Below are 18,214 nucleotides of genomic sequence, written 5' to 3'. Positions count from 1 at the left end.
ACCGCTCGATGATGAAATGGTGAAGGCTCGCCGCGGAATCAAGATTGGGCCTTTCGCCGGCTCGCACGGCGGAGCCAGACGGCCGACAGTCCGAATCGGTTGAATTCGCGGCGCGGATGGCGTTAGCTTGTTGCGGCGCAACAAAATGGGCGCCGTGGGACGGGGACATATGGATTACGACATGCTGGTCATCGGCAGCGGCCCCTCGGGCCGCCGCGCGGCGGTGCAGTCGGCCAAACTCGGCAAATCGGTGCTGGTGGTCGACCGCGGCCGGCGTCTTGGCGGCGTCTCGGTGCACACCGGCACCATTCCCTCGAAAACGCTGCGCGAAACGGTGCTCAATCTCTCGGGCTGGCGCGAGCGCGGCTTCTATGGACGCGGCTACCGGGTCAAGCAGGACATCTCGGTCGGCGACCTGATCGAGCGCCTGCACAAGACGCTCGACCACGAGGTCGAGGTGCTGCAACACCAGTTCATGCGCAACACGGTCAAAAGTGCGCGCGCGGCGGTAAAATTTCTCGGCCCCAACAAGGTCAGCCTGACATCGGACAATGGCGATTACAGCGAAGTCGGCTTCGCCAATGCGCTGATCGCCGTCGGCACCAGGCCGCATCGGCCGCGCGACGTGCCCTTCGACAAGACCCGTGTCTTCGACAGCGACGAGATGCTCGAACTCGACCGGCTGCCGCGCACGCTGACGGTGATCGGCGCCGGCGTCATCGGCGTCGAATACGCCACGATCTTTTCCGCGCTCGACGTACCGGTGACGCTGGTCGAGCCGCGCAACTCCATCCTCGATTTTGTCGACCGCGAGATCGTCGACGATTTCATCCACCAGATGCGCGACCGTGGCATGACCATAAGGCTGGGCAGTGCCGTCAAGGAAATCCGCTCCAAGCCGGAAGCCGCCGAGGTGGAGCTGGCCGATGGCCGCACCATCCGCTCCGAGGTCGTGCTCTATGCCGCCGGCCGCACCGGCAATGTCGGCAGCCTTGGCCTCGACGTGGTCGGCATCGAGGCCGACTCCAGGGGCCGCATCAAGGTCGATCCGCAGACGTTTCAGACCAGCGTGCCCAATATCTACGCCGCCGGCGACGTCATCGGCTTTCCGAGCCTTGCCTCCACCTCGATGGAGCAGGGCCGGGTGGCTGCCTGTCATGCCTTCGGCGTGTCATTGCCGCCGCCGCCGGAGACGTTCCCCTATGGCATCTACGCGGTGCCGGAGATTTCCACCGTCGGCCAGTCCGAGGAGCAAGTGCGCGAGAGCGGCGCCGCCTATGAGGTCGGCGTCGCGCGCTTTCGCGAGACATCGCGCGGCCACATCATGGGCGTCAACACCGGCTTCCTGAAGCTGCTGTTCTCGATCGAGACGCGGCGCCTGCTCGGCGCGCACATCGTCGGCGAGGGCGCCACCGAACTCATTCACATCGGCCAGGCGGTGATCAATCTCGGCGGCACGGTCGACTTCTTCGTCAACAACACCTTCAACTACCCAACGCTGGCCGAGGCCTACAAGATCGCCGGGCTGGATGCCTGGAACCGGATGGGGCGGGGGTAAGCTACCCCTCCATCTGGGCGAGCAGCGTCAGCATCACGTCGGCTGATGGCATCGGCAGCACCGCCTGCCCTGATTGCCTATCGCGATGGCGCGCGCGTCCACGCCGATCCCGGCAGCCATCGCCCGACGATCGCGGCGTCCGGCTCGCCGATTTCGTGGCCCGATGGAACAATCCGGGCGTCGATCTCGGTGCCGTGCCGGCTGAGCAGCGTCACCAGCGCCGGCGCGAAAGACCCGTAGGTCTCGTCGGCGGCTCCGGCAATGATCAGCGTTCGTGTTCCCGCAAGGTCCGTCGCCGGGACCTCGTCGAGCACGGGCATCGGCCTCAACAGCGCTGCGCTGCGGACGATGCCGGGATGGAGCAGCATCAGGCTCGAAACCAGATTGGCGCCGTTCGAATAACCAAGGAATGTCGCGTGATCGAGATCAAGCCCATGGCGCGCGACGGCTTCGTTTGCGAAGGCCGCGAAGGCGGTGGTTTCGACATGGATGCTTTCCTGGTCGAAAGTGGTCGGCGTGATTCGCTCGAACCAGCGAAAACCGTCCTCCTGGGGGACACGGCCACGCACCGCGATCAGGACGGCATCGGGCGCCAAGCGTCTCGCCAGCGCCACCATGCTTGTCTCGCCGACGCCCGATCCATGCAGCAGGAATAGGCATTCACGGCTCTTTTCGCCGGGGCGGAGGAGGCGATACGGAAAGGTCAGATCCAGCGTTAGCGGGCCGCTTTCGACATTGTCGCCGGTCATCTCGCATCCCTTTGATTATATGAGGTTCCGCTCAATTTGCCGGCTTCAAAACGCAATATTTTCATGCTCCGCGAAAGTTGATTGAACCAGGCGCATTCCAGCCCGTTTCTGCGCCGATACACTCCGGTGGGAGGAATCGAAGCGGTGCGTCGGGGGTCGCATTGCTGGACATGAACAACCAGCTTTGAGGCCTTTTGTCGATGACTACCCCTGTTTTGCCGGATCGCAATTTGCGTATCCCCGAACGCGACACGCGTATCGATGTACTGCGCGCGCTGGCCCTGCTCACGATCTTCATCGACCATGTGCCGGGCACGGCTTTCGAGGCGCTGACCTACAAGAATTTCGGTTTCTCGGACGCGGCCGAGGCATTCGTGCTGATTTCCGGCATCTCGGTCGCGCTCGCCTACGGCACGAAGTTCCGCCCGGGTGGCCGGCTTCTCGCGAGCTTGAAGATGTGGCGGCGGGCGGGCGTGCTCTATGTCGCCCATATCGTCACGACGATGGTGGTGATGGCCCTGTTCTGCGCCGTGGCGGTGTTTGCCAAGCGGCCGGAACTGGTGAAGCTGATCAACATCGAGCCGCTGATGAAGAACCCGCCGCAAGTGCTGGTCGGCATCGTCACGCTCGGCCACCAGCTCGGCTACAACAACATCCTGCCGGTCTATGCGGCGCTGCTTTTGATGGCGCCGGCCTTTGTCCTGTTCGTCAGCTACCGGCCCGTCGCGGCCCTTGTCGCATCCGGCACGTTGTGGCTCGTTGCAGGAATCTGGCAGATCGCGCCGCCCAATTATCCCGAGCCCGGTTTCTGGTTCCTCAACCCGCTGTCCTGGCAGTTCCTGTTCAACATCGGCCTTGTCGCCATGCTGCATGTCAGGCGCGGCGGTGTCATTCCGGTTAACCGCTGGCTGGTCGGCGCGGCCGCCGCCTATGTGCTGGCGGCGCTGGTCTGGGTGCACAGCCCGCTCTGGGGGCAGATAACCTGGTTCAACCTGCCGGTGGTGATCGGCGGCTTCGACAAGACCTTCCTGTCGCTGCCGCGGCTGCTGCACATCCTGGCGGTCAGCTACCTCGTCGTCGCTCTGCCGGCGCTCTCCAGCCTGTTCCGCACCAGCCCTGATCATCCGCTGGCGATACTGGGCAAACGATCGCTGCCGGTCTTCATTGCCGGCACGGTGATCGCCATGGTCGCTCAGGTGATGAAGCTGATCAATCCAGGCGGGTTCGTCTATGACAGCCTGCTGATATCGGCCGGCATCGCCATGCAGTTCGCGCTCGCCTTCTATCTCGAATGGCTGTCGACCATCGGCGGCTCGGCCAAGGCCCGCACGGCCCAAAAGGATCCCGCGCCGGTCCGTGCGCCTTTGGGCCTCTCCGCCATGGCAAGAGCCAACCGATAGGCGGTTCGGCGGCGGTTCAAGCGCGGGGCGGACCCGACGAGCCCCGCACGATCAGTTCGACCGGCAGTTGATGCCTGCTGACCGGCCCATCGCTCTCCAGGATCGCCCTGACGGCAAGGCGGCCTATCTCGGCAATCGGCTGGGCGATCGTGGTCAATGGCGGCTTGGACACCGCTGCTTCCGGAACATCGTCGAACCCGACGACGGAAACATCGTCGGGCACGTTGAGCCCGCGTGCGCTCAGCCATTCGAGCGCCACCAGGGCCATTCTGTCCGACATGGCAAGGATGGCGGTGGGCGGCGCGTCGGAGGCGAAGATGGTTTCGAGCCCCGCCTTCGTGCTCGCCACGTCGTTGGCGGTCTCGTAGACGGGCACTTTGGATATATCGACGCCAACCCGCGAAAGCTCCCGGAGATAGCCCGTGAGGCGGTTGCGCGTCCCTGCATAGGTAGCGCCCCGGACCTGTTCGGCCGAAACAATGCCCGTTCGGTCGTCGGCGAAGGGCAGCGCCAGGACGGCGAAGCGGCGATGTCCAAGATCGGTGAGATGGCGGGCCGCCATGCCGGCGCCGGCGATGTTGTCGACACCGATCGCGGCGACCGACCCGTCCTCGGAATCGAGGTCGAGCGCGACGAAGGGCAGCTTGCGCTCGCGTGCCAGTTCCACCAGGCGCGAACCGCCCTCGATGCAGAAGACGATGAAGCCGTCGACCAGCGCGCTCTGGATGTTCCAGGCAAGCTGTTCGTTGTTGGCGGCCGAAACCAGTGAGATGCCGGCTCCGGTCGCATCGCAAGCCTGTGAGATGCCCGCCATCATGACGCGCGCAAACGGATCGTCGAAGAAATAGGAGAGGGGCTCGGCGGTGGCAACGCCAATGGCGTTGACCTTGCCGGCCCGTAGCAGCCGGCCCTTTGGGTCGGGCCCGCCATACCCCATGGCCTCGGCGGCTGCGCGAACCCGTTCGCGAACTTCCTCGCGCACGATCTCGGGCCGGCTGAATACATTGGACGCGGTGCCGTGCGAAACCCCGGCGGCCTTGGCGATATCGGCCAGCCGGACGGGTCGTCGATTGCCTGCGGTAAGTGACGCCATTTGCGCGGGTCTCCTGACATGCATTTAGCACGTTCTCGGGCCGCATCTAGCACTTTCGTTGGATCGATTCAAATTTTGCTTGACCGTCGCCAATGAAAGGCTTATCTTTGAATCGATCCAAAGTGGCGGATTTGGCCTGTTGATTGACCTCCGAGGGAATGATGCATTCCATCAACTATCTGTTCGAAGACATCTACCGCAACGACTGGAATATCGGGTCGGCGACCAACAGCCAGAAGCGCCGCGACAGAACCAGTCCGTGGATTCGCGACTTGCGCTTCCTCGTAGGGCGCAAGCGGAGCTGATCGGCATTGCCCTTTTTGTGCTTGCGATTGGATCGATTCAATTGGAAGGAGAAAAACATGCACCCCATCCAGCATCTGTTCGAAGACATTTACCGCAACTACTGGGGCATCTCGCCCGCCGCCGAGCGGCCAGAGTCCAGACGCCTGAAGAGGCCGGCCGCGCGCAATCGTGATCTGCTGATCCGACCCGAACGTCGGCGCTGATCCTGCTGGCTTGAACCTCAGGAACGTGGGCGAGCCAGGGCAGAAATTGCTATTGCCAGCCAGCCGACGATGAGCAAGGTGCCGCCGATTGGCGCTGACATCGGAAACAGTCTCGATCCCAGGAAATCGCGGGCGAGAAGATCGCCCGCGAAAAGTACGAGACCGACGAGCAACGCCAGGCTGGCCATTCGCAGCCAGCGGTTCGCGCCGACAAGGCCAATGGCGAGAAACACCGGCGCATGCATCAGGAGGAACGACGCGGCCGTGCCGGTGAAGGCACCGCCACGGTGCGCCGCCGCTGCCGACAACGCCACGCCCGCGGCGCCGACGAGGCCGCCGGCAAGCACGAGGAGGCGGCTGCCGTTTGGATCGGCGAGGTTCATGGTCGGCGTGCTCCTTCTTTTTGCAGGTCGGCCAAGCGTCAGGGCTTGCCCGCTTCCAGCGCCATATGCCGCGTCCGCCGCGACTGGACAATCCAGTTGTAGACGGCACCGAGGGCCATCAGCACCGATGTGCCGAGAAACACCGACGGCATGCCGAAATGGCCGCCGACAAAACCGCCGGCCAGCGGTCCCGCGACCTGCCCGACATACTGCGCCGAGATCGCCAGGCCAAGCACGTTGCCGCCAACGCCGTCGGGGATATTGTGCCTGATGACACTGGTGATGCAGGGCAGGAGACCGCCCAACGCCAGGCCCATCAGGAAACGCAGGCCGATAAGCTGCCAGCTGTTGGTGACAAAAGCCTGCGGGATGAGCAGCAGCGCAGAGACGGCCAGCGCTCCCACGACAACGTTCCAGTGTCCGATCCGGTCCGCGAGCTTGCCGAGCCAGGATGCCGACAGGATGGTGCCGAGCGCGGCCGCCGACATCACAACGCCGGCGACGAGCGTCACCCGGCTCTGGTCCTCGATGAGCTGCTGCACATAGACGGTGATGATCGGCTCGATCGACATTGTGGCGAAGGCGAGCAGCATGCCGGTGGTCAGCATGGCCACGACCGGGCGCTTGTCCGGGATCTGAGACCAGCCGCTTTTCGGCTTTGCCACCGGCGCGGCCTCGGCCGGCCTTGGGCGCGGGCTCTCCTTGATGAGGAACGTCGTCGCCAGGAAGGCGAGGAAGATCACGCCGCCCGACAACAGGAAGGTGGCGCGAATGCCGATTACCGGCGGCAGCACGCCGCCGAGCAGCGGGCCGACCAGCGAGCCCGCCGTGATACCCGCCGACAGGACGCCAAGCGCCCAGCCGGAGCGCTCCTTCGGCGTCTGCATGGCCACCAATATCGTTGAACCCGAGGAATAGCCGCCGGCGAAGCCGATCAGCAGGCGCAGCAGAACCAATTGCCAGACCGTCTCGACCATGCCCGTCAGCGACATGCAGATCGCCATGCCGAAGGAGGCGCGGACCAGCATCACCTTGCGGCCGTAGCGGTCGCCCAGGCGTCCCCACAGCGGCGCGACCATTGCCGCGGCGAAGAAGGTGGCCCCATAGGCGATGCCGGACCACTGCACGATGGCCGCATGACCCTGTGCACCGAGCTGTTCGACATAGAGTGGCAGGAACGGCAAGAGCAGGGTCATGGCGATGAGCGTGCTGAACGAGCCCGCGAAACAGACGGCAAGATTGCGCCGCCAGTGAATGTTGTAGCCGCTCTGCCGCGTGTCTTCCTGTGTCATGTCCTGCCTGCCCGGTGTCGGCGCTTGTTGCGGATACCATTTTGGGATACCAATCTGGTATCCGTCATGAACTTCAAGCCCGCCGCTGTCAATGCGGCTTCGGAAAGGACGCGCGATGTCGCAGATGCAGAATGTCGAACGGCAGCTTCGCGAGATGATCCTGGCTCTCGAGGTCGGGCCGGGAGAGCGGCTGACCGAACGCTGGATCGAAGGCCGTTTCGGCGCCTCGCGCACGCCGGTCAGGGCGGCACTTCTGCGGCTGGAGACCGAGGGGCTGGTCGGCAGGGACGGGCGCGGCTGGACGGTCTCGCCCATCAACCTGGCCGAGCTCGAGCAGATCGCGGTCTATCGCGAGGCGGTCGAGGTCGCCGCGCTGCGGCTGACGTGCGGGCAAGCCGACAAGAGCGCGATCGATGTCATCGAGGCGATGCTCGATTCCTGCGACGAAAATACCCCGCGCGAGGAATGGCATCGTGTCGGCATGGATTTTCACATCGAGCTGGCGCGGCTCTCCGGCAACGAATTCCTGTTCCGGGCGGTTCGTGACGCCATGACGCGGCTGTCGCGCGCCCGCTGGCTGGAAGTGCGTGACGAAACGGCCCTTGGCCGTGCCTGGCTCGAACATCGCGCCATCCTTGCCGCGACACGCCTTGGCCAGGCCGATGAAGCCACGCGGCTGCTGTCGGCCCACATCGTCGGCAGCCGTGACCGGCTGGTGACGTCGCTTGCCAACGACCGACGTGGCCTTCGCGCCAGGGGATTTGCCGTCGTCGCCGCCTAGTGCGGTCGATGCAGGGCAGCATTCGCCGGAAAACAGGCCGCATCTGACGTGAAGAGCACTTTCGGCCTCGCTTCAAGCAAGCCGATGGCGTAAGAGCGGCAATGGAAAACAATCGGTTTGAAACACCCGTGACCGTCAAGTCCGTCACGGCGGGAAGCACTCAGCTCTTGCGTTCGGCAAGGGAAGCTTCCGATTACCTGCTCAACAGCTGGCCCGGCAAGCGCAGCGCCAAGCATCGTGCGGCGCTGCAGGCCTGCCACGACGCACTCGCCGGCGACAAGCCGGCGATGAATGCCCGACGCGCTTTCATCGCCGCGGCGCGGGAGGTGGATGTTTTCATCAGTGACAAGGCGCCAGCCTGACCTAGGCTGATACCGACAATTCGGATTGAGGCACGGCCCGCATTCGCGGGCCGCATGCCGTTACTCCTCGGTTTTGGTCTCCGTCTCGGTCTCGGTCTCGGGCTTCGAACGTTCGCGGGCGGCAACCTTGGCGGCCAGCTTTTCAGCCTTCTTGGCCGCTTTCTGGCGGTCACGCTCCTTGCGTTCCTGATCGTAGTTGGGTGCTCGCGCCATATCGGCTCCTTTTATCACTGCCTTGCGGCCCTGAACCTGCCTAGGAGCATTAGCCGTCAAACACAACAGCTGAAGCGACAATGCCTGGGTGCTTGCTGGAAGAGATGCGGGGGCTTGCCAGATGGGCGCCACAATGATGTAGGAAATGCGGGGCGCCAATGAATTGAGAGCTGCCTGTTTGTTTTGATCAAGTGACCGATGGCCACAATTTCGCGGACCGCCGCAAGAGTTTTCTATTATGCGAGAAACGTCGTGCGCGATGTCGCTCCGCAAACGCTGTTTCGCGCAAGGCTGGCCGGCCGGCTCGAAAGGGCGAGGCTTTCCGGTGAGGCGGCGCGCCGCAGGCTGAATTACTACAACAAGCTGCAGGATTGTTTCGCGCCAAGCGCCAATGCCAAGCGCATCAGCAAGCTGCCGTTCACGCCGACCATGTACTATTACGACCTGAAGGAATTCGCCCGCTATTTCGATCCGGATTTGTTCATCGACCTCGAATTCGGCGACGTCAGGAACGTGCCTAGGGTGCCCGCTATCGTCAAGGATCGGCCAATCTGCGATGACGACCGGAACGCCGTCATCATGAAGCTCGACAAGTTTCGTCACTTCCAGATGCCGGCTGACGCTATTGCGTTCGCCGACAAGCTGCCGACCGTGGTCTGGCGCGGCGATCTCAACAACCCGATCAGGACAAGATTCCTCAAGGCAGTGCGCGGCCTGCCGTTCTGCGATGCCGGCTCGCACAAGCCGAACGCGCCGGCCGAATACGCCAAGCCTTTTCTCAGCATCAGCCAGCACCAGCGCTACCGCTACATCGTCTCGCTCGAAGGCAATGATGTAGCGACCAACCTCAAATGGATCATGAACTCGAAGTCACTTTGCCTGATGCCACCGCCGACTTATGAGACATGGTTCGCGGAGCGGCAGCTCGAAGCCAATGTGCACTATGTGCCGCTCGAGGCGGATTTCTCGAACCTTGCGGACCATGTGGCCTATTTCGAGCGGAATCCGGCCAAGGCGGAGCGCATCATCGCCGCCGCGAATGCCTATTGCCGGACATTCGACGACGAGCGGACCGAACAGGCGATCTCTCTGCTGGTGCTCTACAAATACTTCGTGCTCTCGGGCCAGATCAAACCTGATGCCGAGGTGTGGCGCTACATAACGGGCTAGTTGCCGGGCACCTCGTCTCGGCCGGCTGCCACGTGTTCGGGCAGCGCTGGATTGCGTGGCCCAATCATGCGATCATGCCGAGGGAACCGTCCCGGCCGTCATTTGTTTAATCGCGTTTATCTCTGATCAAAAGAACGATGGCCACCATAAAACGAACGACCGCAAAGGTCTTTTACTACGCGCGAAACGTGATCCGCGATATCGCACCCCAGGCGATCTTCCGACGACGGTTGGCGGGCCGCCTGGAACAGGCCAGGCTCTCGGATGTGGCCGTGCGCCGACGGCTGAATCACTACAACAAGCTGCAGGACGCTTTTAGGCCAAGCCCGGATGCCGTGCGTATCGACCAGCTGCCTTTTGAACCGAGCATGTACTATTACGACCTGAAGGAATTTGCCCGCTATTTCGATCCGTCACTGCTCATCGACCTGAAGTTCGGCGACGTAAAAGGCGTGCCCGAGCTGCCGACGCTCGTCAAGGACCGGCCGATCCGCGCCGACAACGGCAACGCCGTCGTGATGAAGTTCAATAAGTTCCGCCATTTTCACATGCCCACCGACGCCGTCGTCTTCACCGACAAACGCCCGGCTGTGGTCTGGCGCGGCGACCTCAACAATCCGATCCGGACACGGTTCCTGGATGTCGCGCGCGACTTGCCGTTCTGCGACGTCGGTTCGCACAAGCGCAATGCACCGGCTGCGTACAGCAAGCCCTTCCTCAGCATCAGCCAGCACCTGCGCTATCGCTACATCGTCTCGTTGGAGGGCAATGACGTGGCGACCAACCTCAAATGGATCATGAACTCCAACTCGCTCTGTCTGATGCCGCCGCCGACCTACGAGACATGGTTTGGCGAGAGCCAGCTCGAGGCTGGAGTCCACTATGCGCCGCTCGACCCGGACTTCTCCGATCTCCGTGAAAAGGTAGATTATTTCGAACGGCATCCGGCCGCGGCGGAGCGCATCATCGCCACGGCCAATGCCTACTGCCGCAAATTTTCCAATGAACGGGACGAGCAGGCGATCTCCCTGCTCGTCCTCTACAAATATTTCGTGCTCGGCGGCCAGATCGAACCCGATCCCGAACTCTGGCGGTTCATCGAGAGCTAGCTCTCGCTCTCGACCTGACGCTGATCAGATATCGCTGCGGTCGAGAACCAGATCGGCGGGGCCGAAGCGATCCTTCGCTGTCAGTTGCTGATGCCAGTAGGGGTAGAGCAGGGGCGGCCGGCTTACGGCGTCGAGACGCTGGCGTTCCTCGGTGCCGAGCTCCAGGGCGGCGGCCGCGAGATTGTCCTTCAGCTGGACGTCATTGCGGGCGCCGATCACCAGCGAGGAGACGGCAGGGCGGCCGAGCAGCCAGGCGAGCGCCACCTGTGCCGCCGAAACACCACGATCCCTGCCGATCTCGACCAGCACATCGACGATCCGCCAGAGCCGGTCCTCGTCGCGGATCGGCGGCTCGGACCAGCCGGCAAGCTGGCGCGCGGTCGGGCTGTCGCGGCGGTATTTACCCGACAGCAGGCCGCCGGCGAGCGGGCTCCAGACCAGCACGCCCAGCCCCTGGTCGACCGAGATCGGCAGCAGCTCGTACTCGGCCTCGCGCGCTTCCAGCGTATAGTGGATCTGCTGGGTGATGAAGCGTTGCTGGTGGCGGCTGTCGCTGATGGAAAGCGCCTTCATCACCTGCCAGCCCGAATAGTTGGAGCAGCCGATGTAGCGCACCTTGCCCTGGCTGACCAAAGTGTCGAGCGCGGCAACGGTTTCCTCGAGTGGGGTGAGGCCGTCCCACTGGTGGACGAAATAGATGTCGATGACATCGGTCTTCAATCGCTTCAGGCTTCTCTCGCATTCGCGGATCAGATGATGGCGCGACAGGCCTTCGTCGTTCGGGCCCTTGCCGATCCGCATCCGGGCTTTGGACGCGATCAGCACGTCGTTCTTGCGCTTGCCGCCGAGCGCTTCGCCTATGATCTCCTCCGACAGGCCGTTCGAATAGACATTCGCGGTGTCGATGAGGTTGATGCCGGCGTCGATGCACATGTCGATCATCCGCTTTGCTTCGGCGAGATCGCTGTTGCCGACCGCAGCGAAAGGCCCGGCGCCGCCGAAGGTCATTGTGCCAAGCGTCAGTGTCGAAACCTTCAGGCCGGAACGGCCAAGGGTGCGGTATTCCATGTCAGATCCTCGCGATTTTGTTGAAGAGGCGTGCCGCCAAGGGCAGGCCTGGAACGCGACCGGGGATTTGTAGGACAATTCGGTCGGCTTGTCGCCATGCGATGACGCCGATCGATCATGCGTCGCGAAATTTGCACCGGCGGCAAATCGCGCCCGGGCTGCAATAAAACCGTCACCGCCGGCCTATATTGAAGTCGGCTCAGGTGTTTCCATTCCCGGCCGCTGGCAGCAATTTGGGGACGCTCCAGGGAACCGACAGGCTTGCAAGCGGAGCAGTTGATATGACCGAGCTAAGACAGAATTCCCCTGCCAAGGACTGGCTTGAAGCCGAACTCGCCGACACGCTCGACGAAGATTATGAACTCGAATTGTCGGAACCGGCGCTGTCGATGGAGATCGCCAAGATCTACAAGAACTCGCATCCGCCTTCGATCGATCGCATGCAGTATTTTCGCGACCTGATCACCCTTCAGTCCGAATTGATCAAGCTGCAATCCTGGGTCGCCTATCACAAGAAGAAACTGGTGGTGATTTTCGAGGGCCGCGATTCCGCCGGCAAGGGTGGCGTCATCAAGCGTATCACCCAGCGGCTCAATCCGCGTATCTGTCGCGTCGTGGCGCTTCCGGCGCCGACCGAACGCGAGAAGTCGCAATGGTATTTCCAGCGCTATGTCCCGCATTTGCCCGCAGGCGGCGAGATCGTGCTATTCGACCGCTCCTGGTATAACCGCTCCGGCGTCGAGCGGGTGATGGGCTTCGCCAGCCCCGATCAGGTCGAGGAGTTTTTCCACGACGTGCCGGAGTTCGAGCGCATGCTGGTGCGCTCCGGCGTCACCGTGGTCAAATACTGGTTCTCGATCACCGATGAGGAACAGCAGATGCGCTTCCTGATGCGCATCCACGATCCGATGAAGCAGTGGAAACTGTCGCCGATGGACCTACAGTCGCGGGTGCGCTGGGAGCAGTACACCAAGGCCAAGGAAGAAACCTTCGCCCGCACCAACATTCCCGAAGCGCCCTGGTACATCGTCGAGGGCAACGACAAGAAGCGGGCACGCCTGAACTGCATCGACCATCTGCTCAAGCAGCTGCCATATGAAGAGGTGCCGCACGAGGAGATCACGCTGCCGGAGCGCGTTTTCAACCCGGAATACGAACGCCAGGTCCTGCCGCGCGAGCTTTACGTGCCGGAGAAATATTGAGTGACCTTTCCTTCTCCCCGTTCACGGGGAGAAGGTGCCGGCAGGCGGATGAGGGGCGGCGCCGAGCTTAAGCCCGCTTGATAACCACGTGCGTGGCCAGCGCCGTCGCCACCTGTTCGGTGCACGCGTAGCCAAGCTTGGGCATGTCGAGGCCGGCAAAAAGGTTCTCGCCCCGGCCAAGCAGCACCGGCGAAATCGCCAGGTGCATCTCGTCGATCAGCCTCTCCTGGAGATACTGGCGGATCGTATCGACGCCGCCGCCGACCCGCACGTCCTTGCCGCCAGCCGCCGATCTCGCCTGCTCGAGCGCCGAATGGATGCCGTCGGTGACGAAGTGAAAGGTGGTGCCGCCTTCCATTGTGATCGATCCCCGCCTGTGGTGCGTCAGCACGAAAACCGGCACATGGTAGGGCGGGTTGTCGCCCCACCAGCCCTTCCACTTGTCGTCAGGCCATTCTCCGCGGATCGGCCCGAACATGTTGCGACCCAGGATCCAGGCGCCGACATTCTCGAAGCTGCGCGCCGCGAACGCCTCGTTGGTATCGGTGGTGCCGCCATCTTGTCCGAGCACCATCTTGCGGAAGGTGCGGGTGTCGAAAAACCACTTGTGCAAGGATCCTCCGCCGATGCCGAGGGGATTTTGCAGATCCTGATCAGGACCGGCGCCATAGCCGTCGAGCGAGAGGGTAAACGCGTTGACACGAAGTTTTGACATGAAGACCTCCTCGATAACCAGTTGTAATTTGCAAGTGGTTTTCTTTTAGCAAACTGATTGCGAATTGCAAGCGGTATTTTCGGATCGAAAGTATGTATCCGGACCTTTGCCGCCAGGCGATGTCGGGACTGTTTTTAGCGATCGGCCCGGACGGCCAGTGACGGCCGCCCAGGCCGCCACGATATCAGCTCATTCGCCCGTCAGTTCCATGAAGCGGATGTGGTTGCTGAACGGGTCGATGACCTCCACCGTCAGCCGGCCGTCTTCATGCTCCAGGCCGGGATTCATGTAGCGGTACTCCTTGCCGGCAAGCTCTTTGTGGAAGTCGCGGATGCCTGTCATATAAACGACCATGTTGCCGCCAGGCGTCGCGTCGCCCGCATGTTCGGACAGGTGCAGTGCAAGGTCGCCACGCGAGACTTGGGTATAGATAGGGGAACTTTCCCCATAGCGGTGCTCCCAGTCCACGGTGAAGCCGAGGAAGCCTAGGTAGAATTCGTGCGCCTTGGCGACGTCGACGATGCGAACGATCGGCGCGGTTCGCTCGAAGACGATCTTGTCTTGGCCGGCAGGCCGCGCTTCGATCTTCGCCGACAGAATATTCCAGCTCGCCAGTCCAAACTGGCGCGCGACGATCTCCAGGGCGTCACTGTGGCTGATCGTCAGGTCGCGGGCGGCAAGCGCCTCCCGCATGGCTTTCGCCATGGTCTTGGCATCGCGATAGGCAAGTATGTCCGTTTCCTCGGGTCACGGCGAAGCCTTCGTCAGTGCCCGCATTGCCGACGCCTTCGCCCGACGGTGAAACGGGTCAGGGAGCATCCTCTGGAGGCGTTCGCCATACCTCTTTGTCCGAGGTGCGGGCTGCCGGCCGCCTCCGGCCGTGCGACTATCATAGCTGCAGCTGCCGGTTTTTGTCAGCGGGAATTCGAAGGAACCGCCGACCGATCGAAAGAGTGGTGACACCTACTGAAAGGCATTGCCCGGGAAGTCGGGGCTAGCCCTTCAGCATCACAGCCACTTCGGGCGCGAAATAGGTCAGGATGCCATCGCAGCCGGCACGCTTGAAGGCGAGCAGCGATTCCAGCATCGCCTTCTCGCCATCGATCCAGCCATTTGCACCCGCCGCCTTGATCATCGAATATTCGCCCGACACCTGGTAGGCGAAGGTCGGCATCTGGAATTCGTCCTTCAGCCGGCGGATGATGTCGAGATAGGGCAGGCCGGGCTTGACCATCAGCATGTCGGCGCCCTCGGCGATGTCCTGTTCCGCCTCGCGCACCGCCTCGTCCGAATTCGCGTGGTCGATATAGTAGGTCTTCTTGTCGCCCTTGAGCAGCCCGGCGGTGCCGACCGCCTCGCGATAGGGGCCGTAGAAGGCCGAGGCGAATTTGGTGGCGTAGGACATGATCGCCACGTCCTGAAAACCGTTGGCGTCGAGCGCGTCGCGGATGGCGCCGATACGGCCGTCCATCATGTCCGAAGGCGCGATGATGTCGGCACCGGCCGCCGCCTGGATGACGGCAGCCGCCGCGACCTGTTCCACGGTTTCGTCATTGACGATGATGCCGTCGCGCAGGATGCCGTCATGGCCATGGCTGGTGAACGGGTCGAGCGCGGCATCGGTGATGATGCCGATCTCGGGCACCGCGTCCTTTATCGCGCGGGTGGCGCGGTTGATGATGTTTTCCGGGTCGAGGATGTGCGAGCCTGTCTGGTCGCGCAGGCCGAGATCGACATTGGGGAAAGTGGCTAGTGCCGGAATGCCGAGCTTGGCAGCGCGTTCGGCTTCCTTGACGGCAAGGTCGACCGAAAGGCGGAAAACGCCGGGCATGGCGGCGATCGGTTCGCGGACATTTCTGCCCTCGACGACGAAGATCGGCCAGATCAGGTCGTCGACCGAAAGCCGGTTCTCCTGCACGAGCCTGCGCGACCAGTCGGCCTTGCGCATGCGGCGCAGGCGGCGGCTGCCGGTGACGTCGTCGACGCTGCGCGCGCCGGCAGGTTTTGCTGGGGTGAATTTGTTCATGGCCAAAACTCCGGATCTACGGCTTTTACCACGAGCCCCTGGTGCTGACCAATGCGACACGTTTGTGCCAGGGGTCAAAGCTGCCACAGCGCTGTCCCACCACGCCTATTGGGTCAGGGCTGCCCATTACCCGAAAGGATCTGCGCCGCGCCTCCGATGGCGACACGGAACGCCTCGTCGAAGCTGACCCCACGCACCTGCCAACGATAGGTCTTGCCGTGATCGGCCAGCCGCCAATCGGCGATCCAGCCGAATTCCTTGTCGCTCCATACGATGCTGCCGGCGAGCGCTCTGGCGCCACCGGCCTGTTTGGCCAGCCGATCGAGCCTTGCCATGTCGGCCGCGCGCAACGCTTCTTCGCTCAGGTCCCCAAGCTGCGCGGCCTTCGGAAAGACGACATGCATCAGTGTTGGACCGGTGGCATTGACGAAGGATTCGCGCATCGTCTCGCCACGCTTTTCCTCGGCCGTCAGTGCGAAATGCCGAGCGCCCTGTTCGGTCGTGAGAAAGACGGTGAGCGTCGGCCGCTCGCCAAGCCAGGGTTTGCCGCCGAGCGACGCCAGCACCTTGTCGATCACATCAGGCTTGTAGAGGCAGGTGAGGTCATGCGGCCGGTCATGCGTGCCTTGCTCGTCATGGATCGGAATGCCTTCCAGCCGGTCGCGGTACCGGAACGAGTCGACAAAGCTGCCGGCCTTGTCGCGCAGCGCGTCCATTTCGCATCTGGCAAGCAGCCGCTGATCGCCCGAAACACGGACGAGGACCTTGTCGAGGCAAGTCCTGAAGCCGAGCTGACGGTTTTCTTCACCCTGGCCGGTGACGATGGTCTGCGATTGGTAAAGATCGCCGAGGTCGGTTGCCTTGGCGGGGACATTGGTTGCCCACGACGCAGACAGGCAACTCAGTACAAGGACAAGGCGCAAAAACTGCGGCATATGGCTCACTATCCGGCTCTTAGCCTGTCGTAATGGCTGCCAACGTCTAACATCGGCCACCGCGTGCCGCCAAGACCGCGGCCGACAGGCTGCTGCCATTGACGCACCCATGCGCCGCCTTTAGCACTTCAGTCCCGCAGGCGCGGGGACAAGGATTCTCTGGCGATGGATTTTGGTGGAGGCGACGAAATTCGCTTCGAAAGGATGGGCAGGGCCGGCGTCGTCACGCTGACGCGGCCGCAGGCACTCAATGCCGTCACCCATCGCATGGTCAAGGCGCTGGACAAGGCCCTGCGTTCCTGGGAGCGCGACGACGGCGTGGACGTCGTCGCCGTCAAGGCCGAGGGCAGGGCGTTTTCGGCTGGGGGCGACATCCTGCACATCTACGAAGCCGGCCGCGCCGGAAAGCCGCCGGTCGAGTTCTTCGCCGACGAGTATCGGCTCAACGCCTATATCGCGCGTTTCAAGAAACCCTATGTCGCCCTCATCGACGGCATCGTCATGGGCGGCGGAGTCGGCATTTCCTTTCACGGCTCGCATCGGGTGATGACCGAAAATGCGCAGTTCGCGATGCCTGAGGTCGGCATCGGCTTTTTCCCCGATGTCGGCGCCAGTCATCTGCTGCCCGATCTCGGCGGTTCCTTCGGCATGTACCTGGCGCTGACAGGCAACCGCATCCGCTATGGCGATGCCCTGTGGTCGGGGCTGGCCACCCACACCATCAAGACCGAAGACCAGGCAAGCTTCCTCGACCGGCTGGCGCTGACGGGCGATCCGGAATCGGTGCTGCGCGGTTTCTTTGTCCCAGCCAAGCGGGAGACGGACAGGCCGATCCTGGAGGCGATCGCCCGTCATTTCGCCCAGCCGTCGCTGCCGGATCTCATCGACAGCCTGGATCGCGCCGGCAGGGACGAGTTCGCAGCCAAAACTCTGGCGACGATCCGCATGCGCTCGCCGACCAGCCTTCGCGTCGCCTGGCGGCAGATCAGCGCCGGGCAGACACTGTCGATGGACGACTGCATGAGGATGGAGTTCCGCATCCTGAACCGCATGCTGGCCGGCCACGATTTCTACGAAGGCATCCGTGCCGCCATCATCGACAAGGGCTCGAAGCCGCAATGGCGGCCGGCAAAGATCGATGCGGTCGCCGAGGCGGACGTCGAAGCCTATTTCGCTCCGCTCGGTGATTGGGAGCTTGGGCTGTGAGCGAGGTGACATCGAGACGCGTCGTCCTGCAGCCCTCGACGGTCGAGGTGATCTTCGCCTGGTTCCAGCGCGTCATCGCGGGCTACTGTCTGATGTTCGGCGTCCTGTACTGGATCAAGCTGATCGGATTCTACCCGGGCTCGCTGTGGCGCTTCGACCTTATGCCGGTGCATTGGCAGGTGGCGGCGGTGTTGCTCGCCGTATTCTTTCCCTTTGCCGCGGCCGGCTTGTGGATGCTGGCGTCCTGGGGGCCGGTGATCTGGTTCATATGCGCGGTCACCGAGACGGTCATGTATGCCGGCTTTCCCGAGCTTTTCGGTCATCGTCTCCTGATCCTCGTCTCGCATGCCTGCGTGGCGCTGCTCTACATCGTCTTTCGCGTCGTCATCTACCTGCAAAAGCGGCCGGCACGGCACTAAGCCCTTGCGCGCGTTGACGACTTG

The 18,214-nt window shown here is 62.9% G+C and carries 21 protein-coding genes; 11 read left to right on the top strand and 10 right to left on the bottom strand.

Features of this window, described 5'->3' with window-relative positions; all coding sequences use genetic code 11:
* Positions 1–169: 169 nt before the first annotated feature.
* A complete protein-coding gene (gene sthA / locus EN845_RS02545) occupies positions 170–1,558 on the top strand; it encodes a Si-specific NAD(P)(+) transhydrogenase (protein ID WP_127869649.1) in 1,389 nt (462 codons plus the stop codon).
* A gap of 77 nt (positions 1,559–1,635) precedes the next feature.
* Here sthA and EN845_RS02540 read toward each other — a convergent pair whose 3' ends face one another.
* Positions 1,636–2,307, bottom strand: coding sequence for an alpha/beta hydrolase (locus tag EN845_RS02540; protein WP_127869648.1), 672 nt, complete (start codon positions 2,305–2,307; stop codon positions 1,636–1,638).
* A 200-nt stretch (positions 2,308–2,507) separates the two neighbouring features.
* Here EN845_RS02540 and EN845_RS02535 point away from each other — a divergent pair, with 200 nt between their 5' ends.
* Positions 2,508–3,707 (top strand): OpgC family protein, encoded by a 1,200-nt coding sequence (locus tag EN845_RS02535; RefSeq protein ID WP_127869647.1) that lies wholly within the window; start codon positions 2,508–2,510, stop codon positions 3,705–3,707.
* Between the two features lie 16 nt (positions 3,708–3,723).
* On the opposite strand, the gene EN845_RS02530 is transcribed toward EN845_RS02535, so the two are convergent.
* On the bottom strand, positions 3,724–4,800 hold the full coding sequence (locus EN845_RS02530) for a substrate-binding domain-containing protein (RefSeq protein ID WP_127869646.1): 1,077 nt from the start codon (positions 4,798–4,800) through the stop codon (positions 3,724–3,726).
* Between the two features lie 161 nt (positions 4,801–4,961).
* On the opposite strand from EN845_RS02530, the gene EN845_RS35290 reads away from it, so the two are divergent.
* On the top strand, positions 4,962–5,105 hold the full coding sequence (locus tag EN845_RS35290) for a hypothetical protein (protein WP_167531212.1): 144 nt from the start codon (positions 4,962–4,964) through the stop codon (positions 5,103–5,105).
* A 57-nt stretch (positions 5,106–5,162) separates the two neighbouring features.
* Positions 5,163–5,309, top strand: coding sequence for a hypothetical protein (locus EN845_RS35285; RefSeq protein ID WP_167531213.1), 147 nt, complete (start codon positions 5,163–5,165; stop codon positions 5,307–5,309).
* Between the two features lie 17 nt (positions 5,310–5,326).
* Here EN845_RS35285 and EN845_RS02525 read toward each other — a convergent pair whose 3' ends face one another.
* Both EN845_RS02525 and EN845_RS02520 read right to left on the bottom strand, forming a co-directional pair.
* Entirely contained in the window at positions 5,327–5,692 is a 366-nt protein-coding gene (locus EN845_RS02525; RefSeq protein ID WP_127869645.1) for a DUF423 domain-containing protein, read from the bottom strand.
* A 38-nt stretch (positions 5,693–5,730) separates the two neighbouring features.
* Positions 5,731–6,984, bottom strand: coding sequence for a multidrug efflux MFS transporter (locus EN845_RS02520; RefSeq protein WP_127869644.1), 1,254 nt, complete (start codon positions 6,982–6,984; stop codon positions 5,731–5,733).
* A gap of 115 nt (positions 6,985–7,099) precedes the next feature.
* Between EN845_RS02520 and EN845_RS02515 the strand changes: the two genes are divergently transcribed.
* Positions 7,100–7,765, top strand: coding sequence for a GntR family transcriptional regulator (locus EN845_RS02515; protein WP_127869643.1), 666 nt, complete (start codon positions 7,100–7,102; stop codon positions 7,763–7,765).
* 101 nt (positions 7,766–7,866) lie between these two features.
* Complete coding sequence (locus EN845_RS02510; RefSeq protein ID WP_027146689.1) at positions 7,867–8,127, top strand: DUF982 domain-containing protein; 261 nt, start codon at positions 7,867–7,869, stop codon at positions 8,125–8,127.
* Positions 8,128–8,187: 60 nt separating this feature from the next.
* Here EN845_RS02510 and EN845_RS02505 read toward each other — a convergent pair whose 3' ends face one another.
* Complete coding sequence (locus EN845_RS02505) at positions 8,188–8,340, bottom strand: hypothetical protein (RefSeq protein ID WP_127281008.1); 153 nt, start codon at positions 8,338–8,340, stop codon at positions 8,188–8,190.
* A gap of 198 nt (positions 8,341–8,538) precedes the next feature.
* Between EN845_RS02505 and EN845_RS02500 the strand changes: the two genes are divergently transcribed.
* Together EN845_RS02500 and EN845_RS02495 are read left to right on the top strand one after the other, a co-directional pair.
* Positions 8,539–9,510: a glycosyl transferase family 90 gene (locus EN845_RS02500; protein ID WP_127281007.1), complete on the top strand. Its 972-nt coding sequence runs from the start codon at positions 8,539–8,541 to the stop codon at positions 9,508–9,510.
* A 137-nt stretch (positions 9,511–9,647) separates the two neighbouring features.
* Positions 9,648–10,619 carry a glycosyl transferase family 90 gene (locus EN845_RS02495; protein WP_127869642.1) on the top strand — a complete coding sequence of 324 codons (972 nt, stop codon included), beginning with the start codon at positions 9,648–9,650 and terminating at the stop codon, positions 10,617–10,619.
* Positions 10,620–10,643: 24 nt separating this feature from the next.
* Here EN845_RS02495 and EN845_RS02490 read toward each other — a convergent pair whose 3' ends face one another.
* Positions 10,644–11,687, bottom strand: a complete 1,044-nt coding sequence (locus EN845_RS02490) for an aldo/keto reductase (protein WP_127869641.1) — start codon at positions 11,685–11,687, stop codon at positions 10,644–10,646.
* A gap of 281 nt (positions 11,688–11,968) precedes the next feature.
* On the opposite strand from EN845_RS02490, the gene ppk2 reads away from it, so the two are divergent.
* Positions 11,969–12,889, top strand: coding sequence for a polyphosphate kinase 2 (ppk2, locus tag EN845_RS02485; RefSeq protein ID WP_127280737.1), 921 nt, complete (start codon positions 11,969–11,971; stop codon positions 12,887–12,889).
* A 67-nt stretch (positions 12,890–12,956) separates the two neighbouring features.
* On the opposite strand, the gene EN845_RS02480 is transcribed toward ppk2, so the two are convergent.
* From EN845_RS02480 to EN845_RS02465, 4 genes are all read right to left on the bottom strand, one after another.
* Positions 12,957–13,604, bottom strand: a complete 648-nt coding sequence (locus EN845_RS02480; RefSeq protein WP_127869640.1) for a dihydrofolate reductase family protein — start codon at positions 13,602–13,604, stop codon at positions 12,957–12,959.
* 189 nt (positions 13,605–13,793) lie between these two features.
* Positions 13,794–14,336, bottom strand: coding sequence for a glyoxalase superfamily protein (locus EN845_RS02475; protein ID WP_127869639.1), 543 nt, complete (start codon positions 14,334–14,336; stop codon positions 13,794–13,796).
* 262 nt (positions 14,337–14,598) lie between these two features.
* Positions 14,599–15,630 carry a porphobilinogen synthase gene (gene hemB, locus EN845_RS02470; RefSeq protein WP_127280910.1) on the bottom strand — a complete coding sequence of 344 codons (1,032 nt, stop codon included), beginning with the start codon at positions 15,628–15,630 and terminating at the stop codon, positions 14,599–14,601.
* A 113-nt stretch (positions 15,631–15,743) separates the two neighbouring features.
* Positions 15,744–16,565 carry a DUF2066 domain-containing protein gene (locus EN845_RS02465; protein ID WP_127869638.1) on the bottom strand — a complete coding sequence of 274 codons (822 nt, stop codon included), beginning with the start codon at positions 16,563–16,565 and terminating at the stop codon, positions 15,744–15,746.
* Between the two features lie 165 nt (positions 16,566–16,730).
* Here EN845_RS02465 and EN845_RS02460 point away from each other — a divergent pair, with 165 nt between their 5' ends.
* Positions 16,731–17,771: an enoyl-CoA hydratase/isomerase family protein gene (locus EN845_RS02460; protein ID WP_127869637.1), complete on the top strand. Its 1,041-nt coding sequence runs from the start codon at positions 16,731–16,733 to the stop codon at positions 17,769–17,771.
* Positions 17,768–18,190 carry a DUF6163 family protein gene (locus tag EN845_RS02455; RefSeq protein WP_127869636.1) on the top strand — a complete coding sequence of 141 codons (423 nt, stop codon included), beginning with the start codon at positions 17,768–17,770 and terminating at the stop codon, positions 18,188–18,190. Before EN845_RS02460 ends, EN845_RS02455 begins: the two co-directional genes overlap by 4 nt.
* The last annotated feature ends 24 nt before the right edge of the window (positions 18,191–18,214 follow it).

The sequence above is a fragment of the Mesorhizobium sp. M8A.F.Ca.ET.202.01.1.1 genome (assembly GCF_004791595.1).
GTDB lineage: Bacteria > Pseudomonadota > Alphaproteobacteria > Rhizobiales > Rhizobiaceae > Mesorhizobium.
Note: the sequence above shows the minus strand (reverse complement) of the source record. Positions and strands in the feature narration are given on the sequence as shown.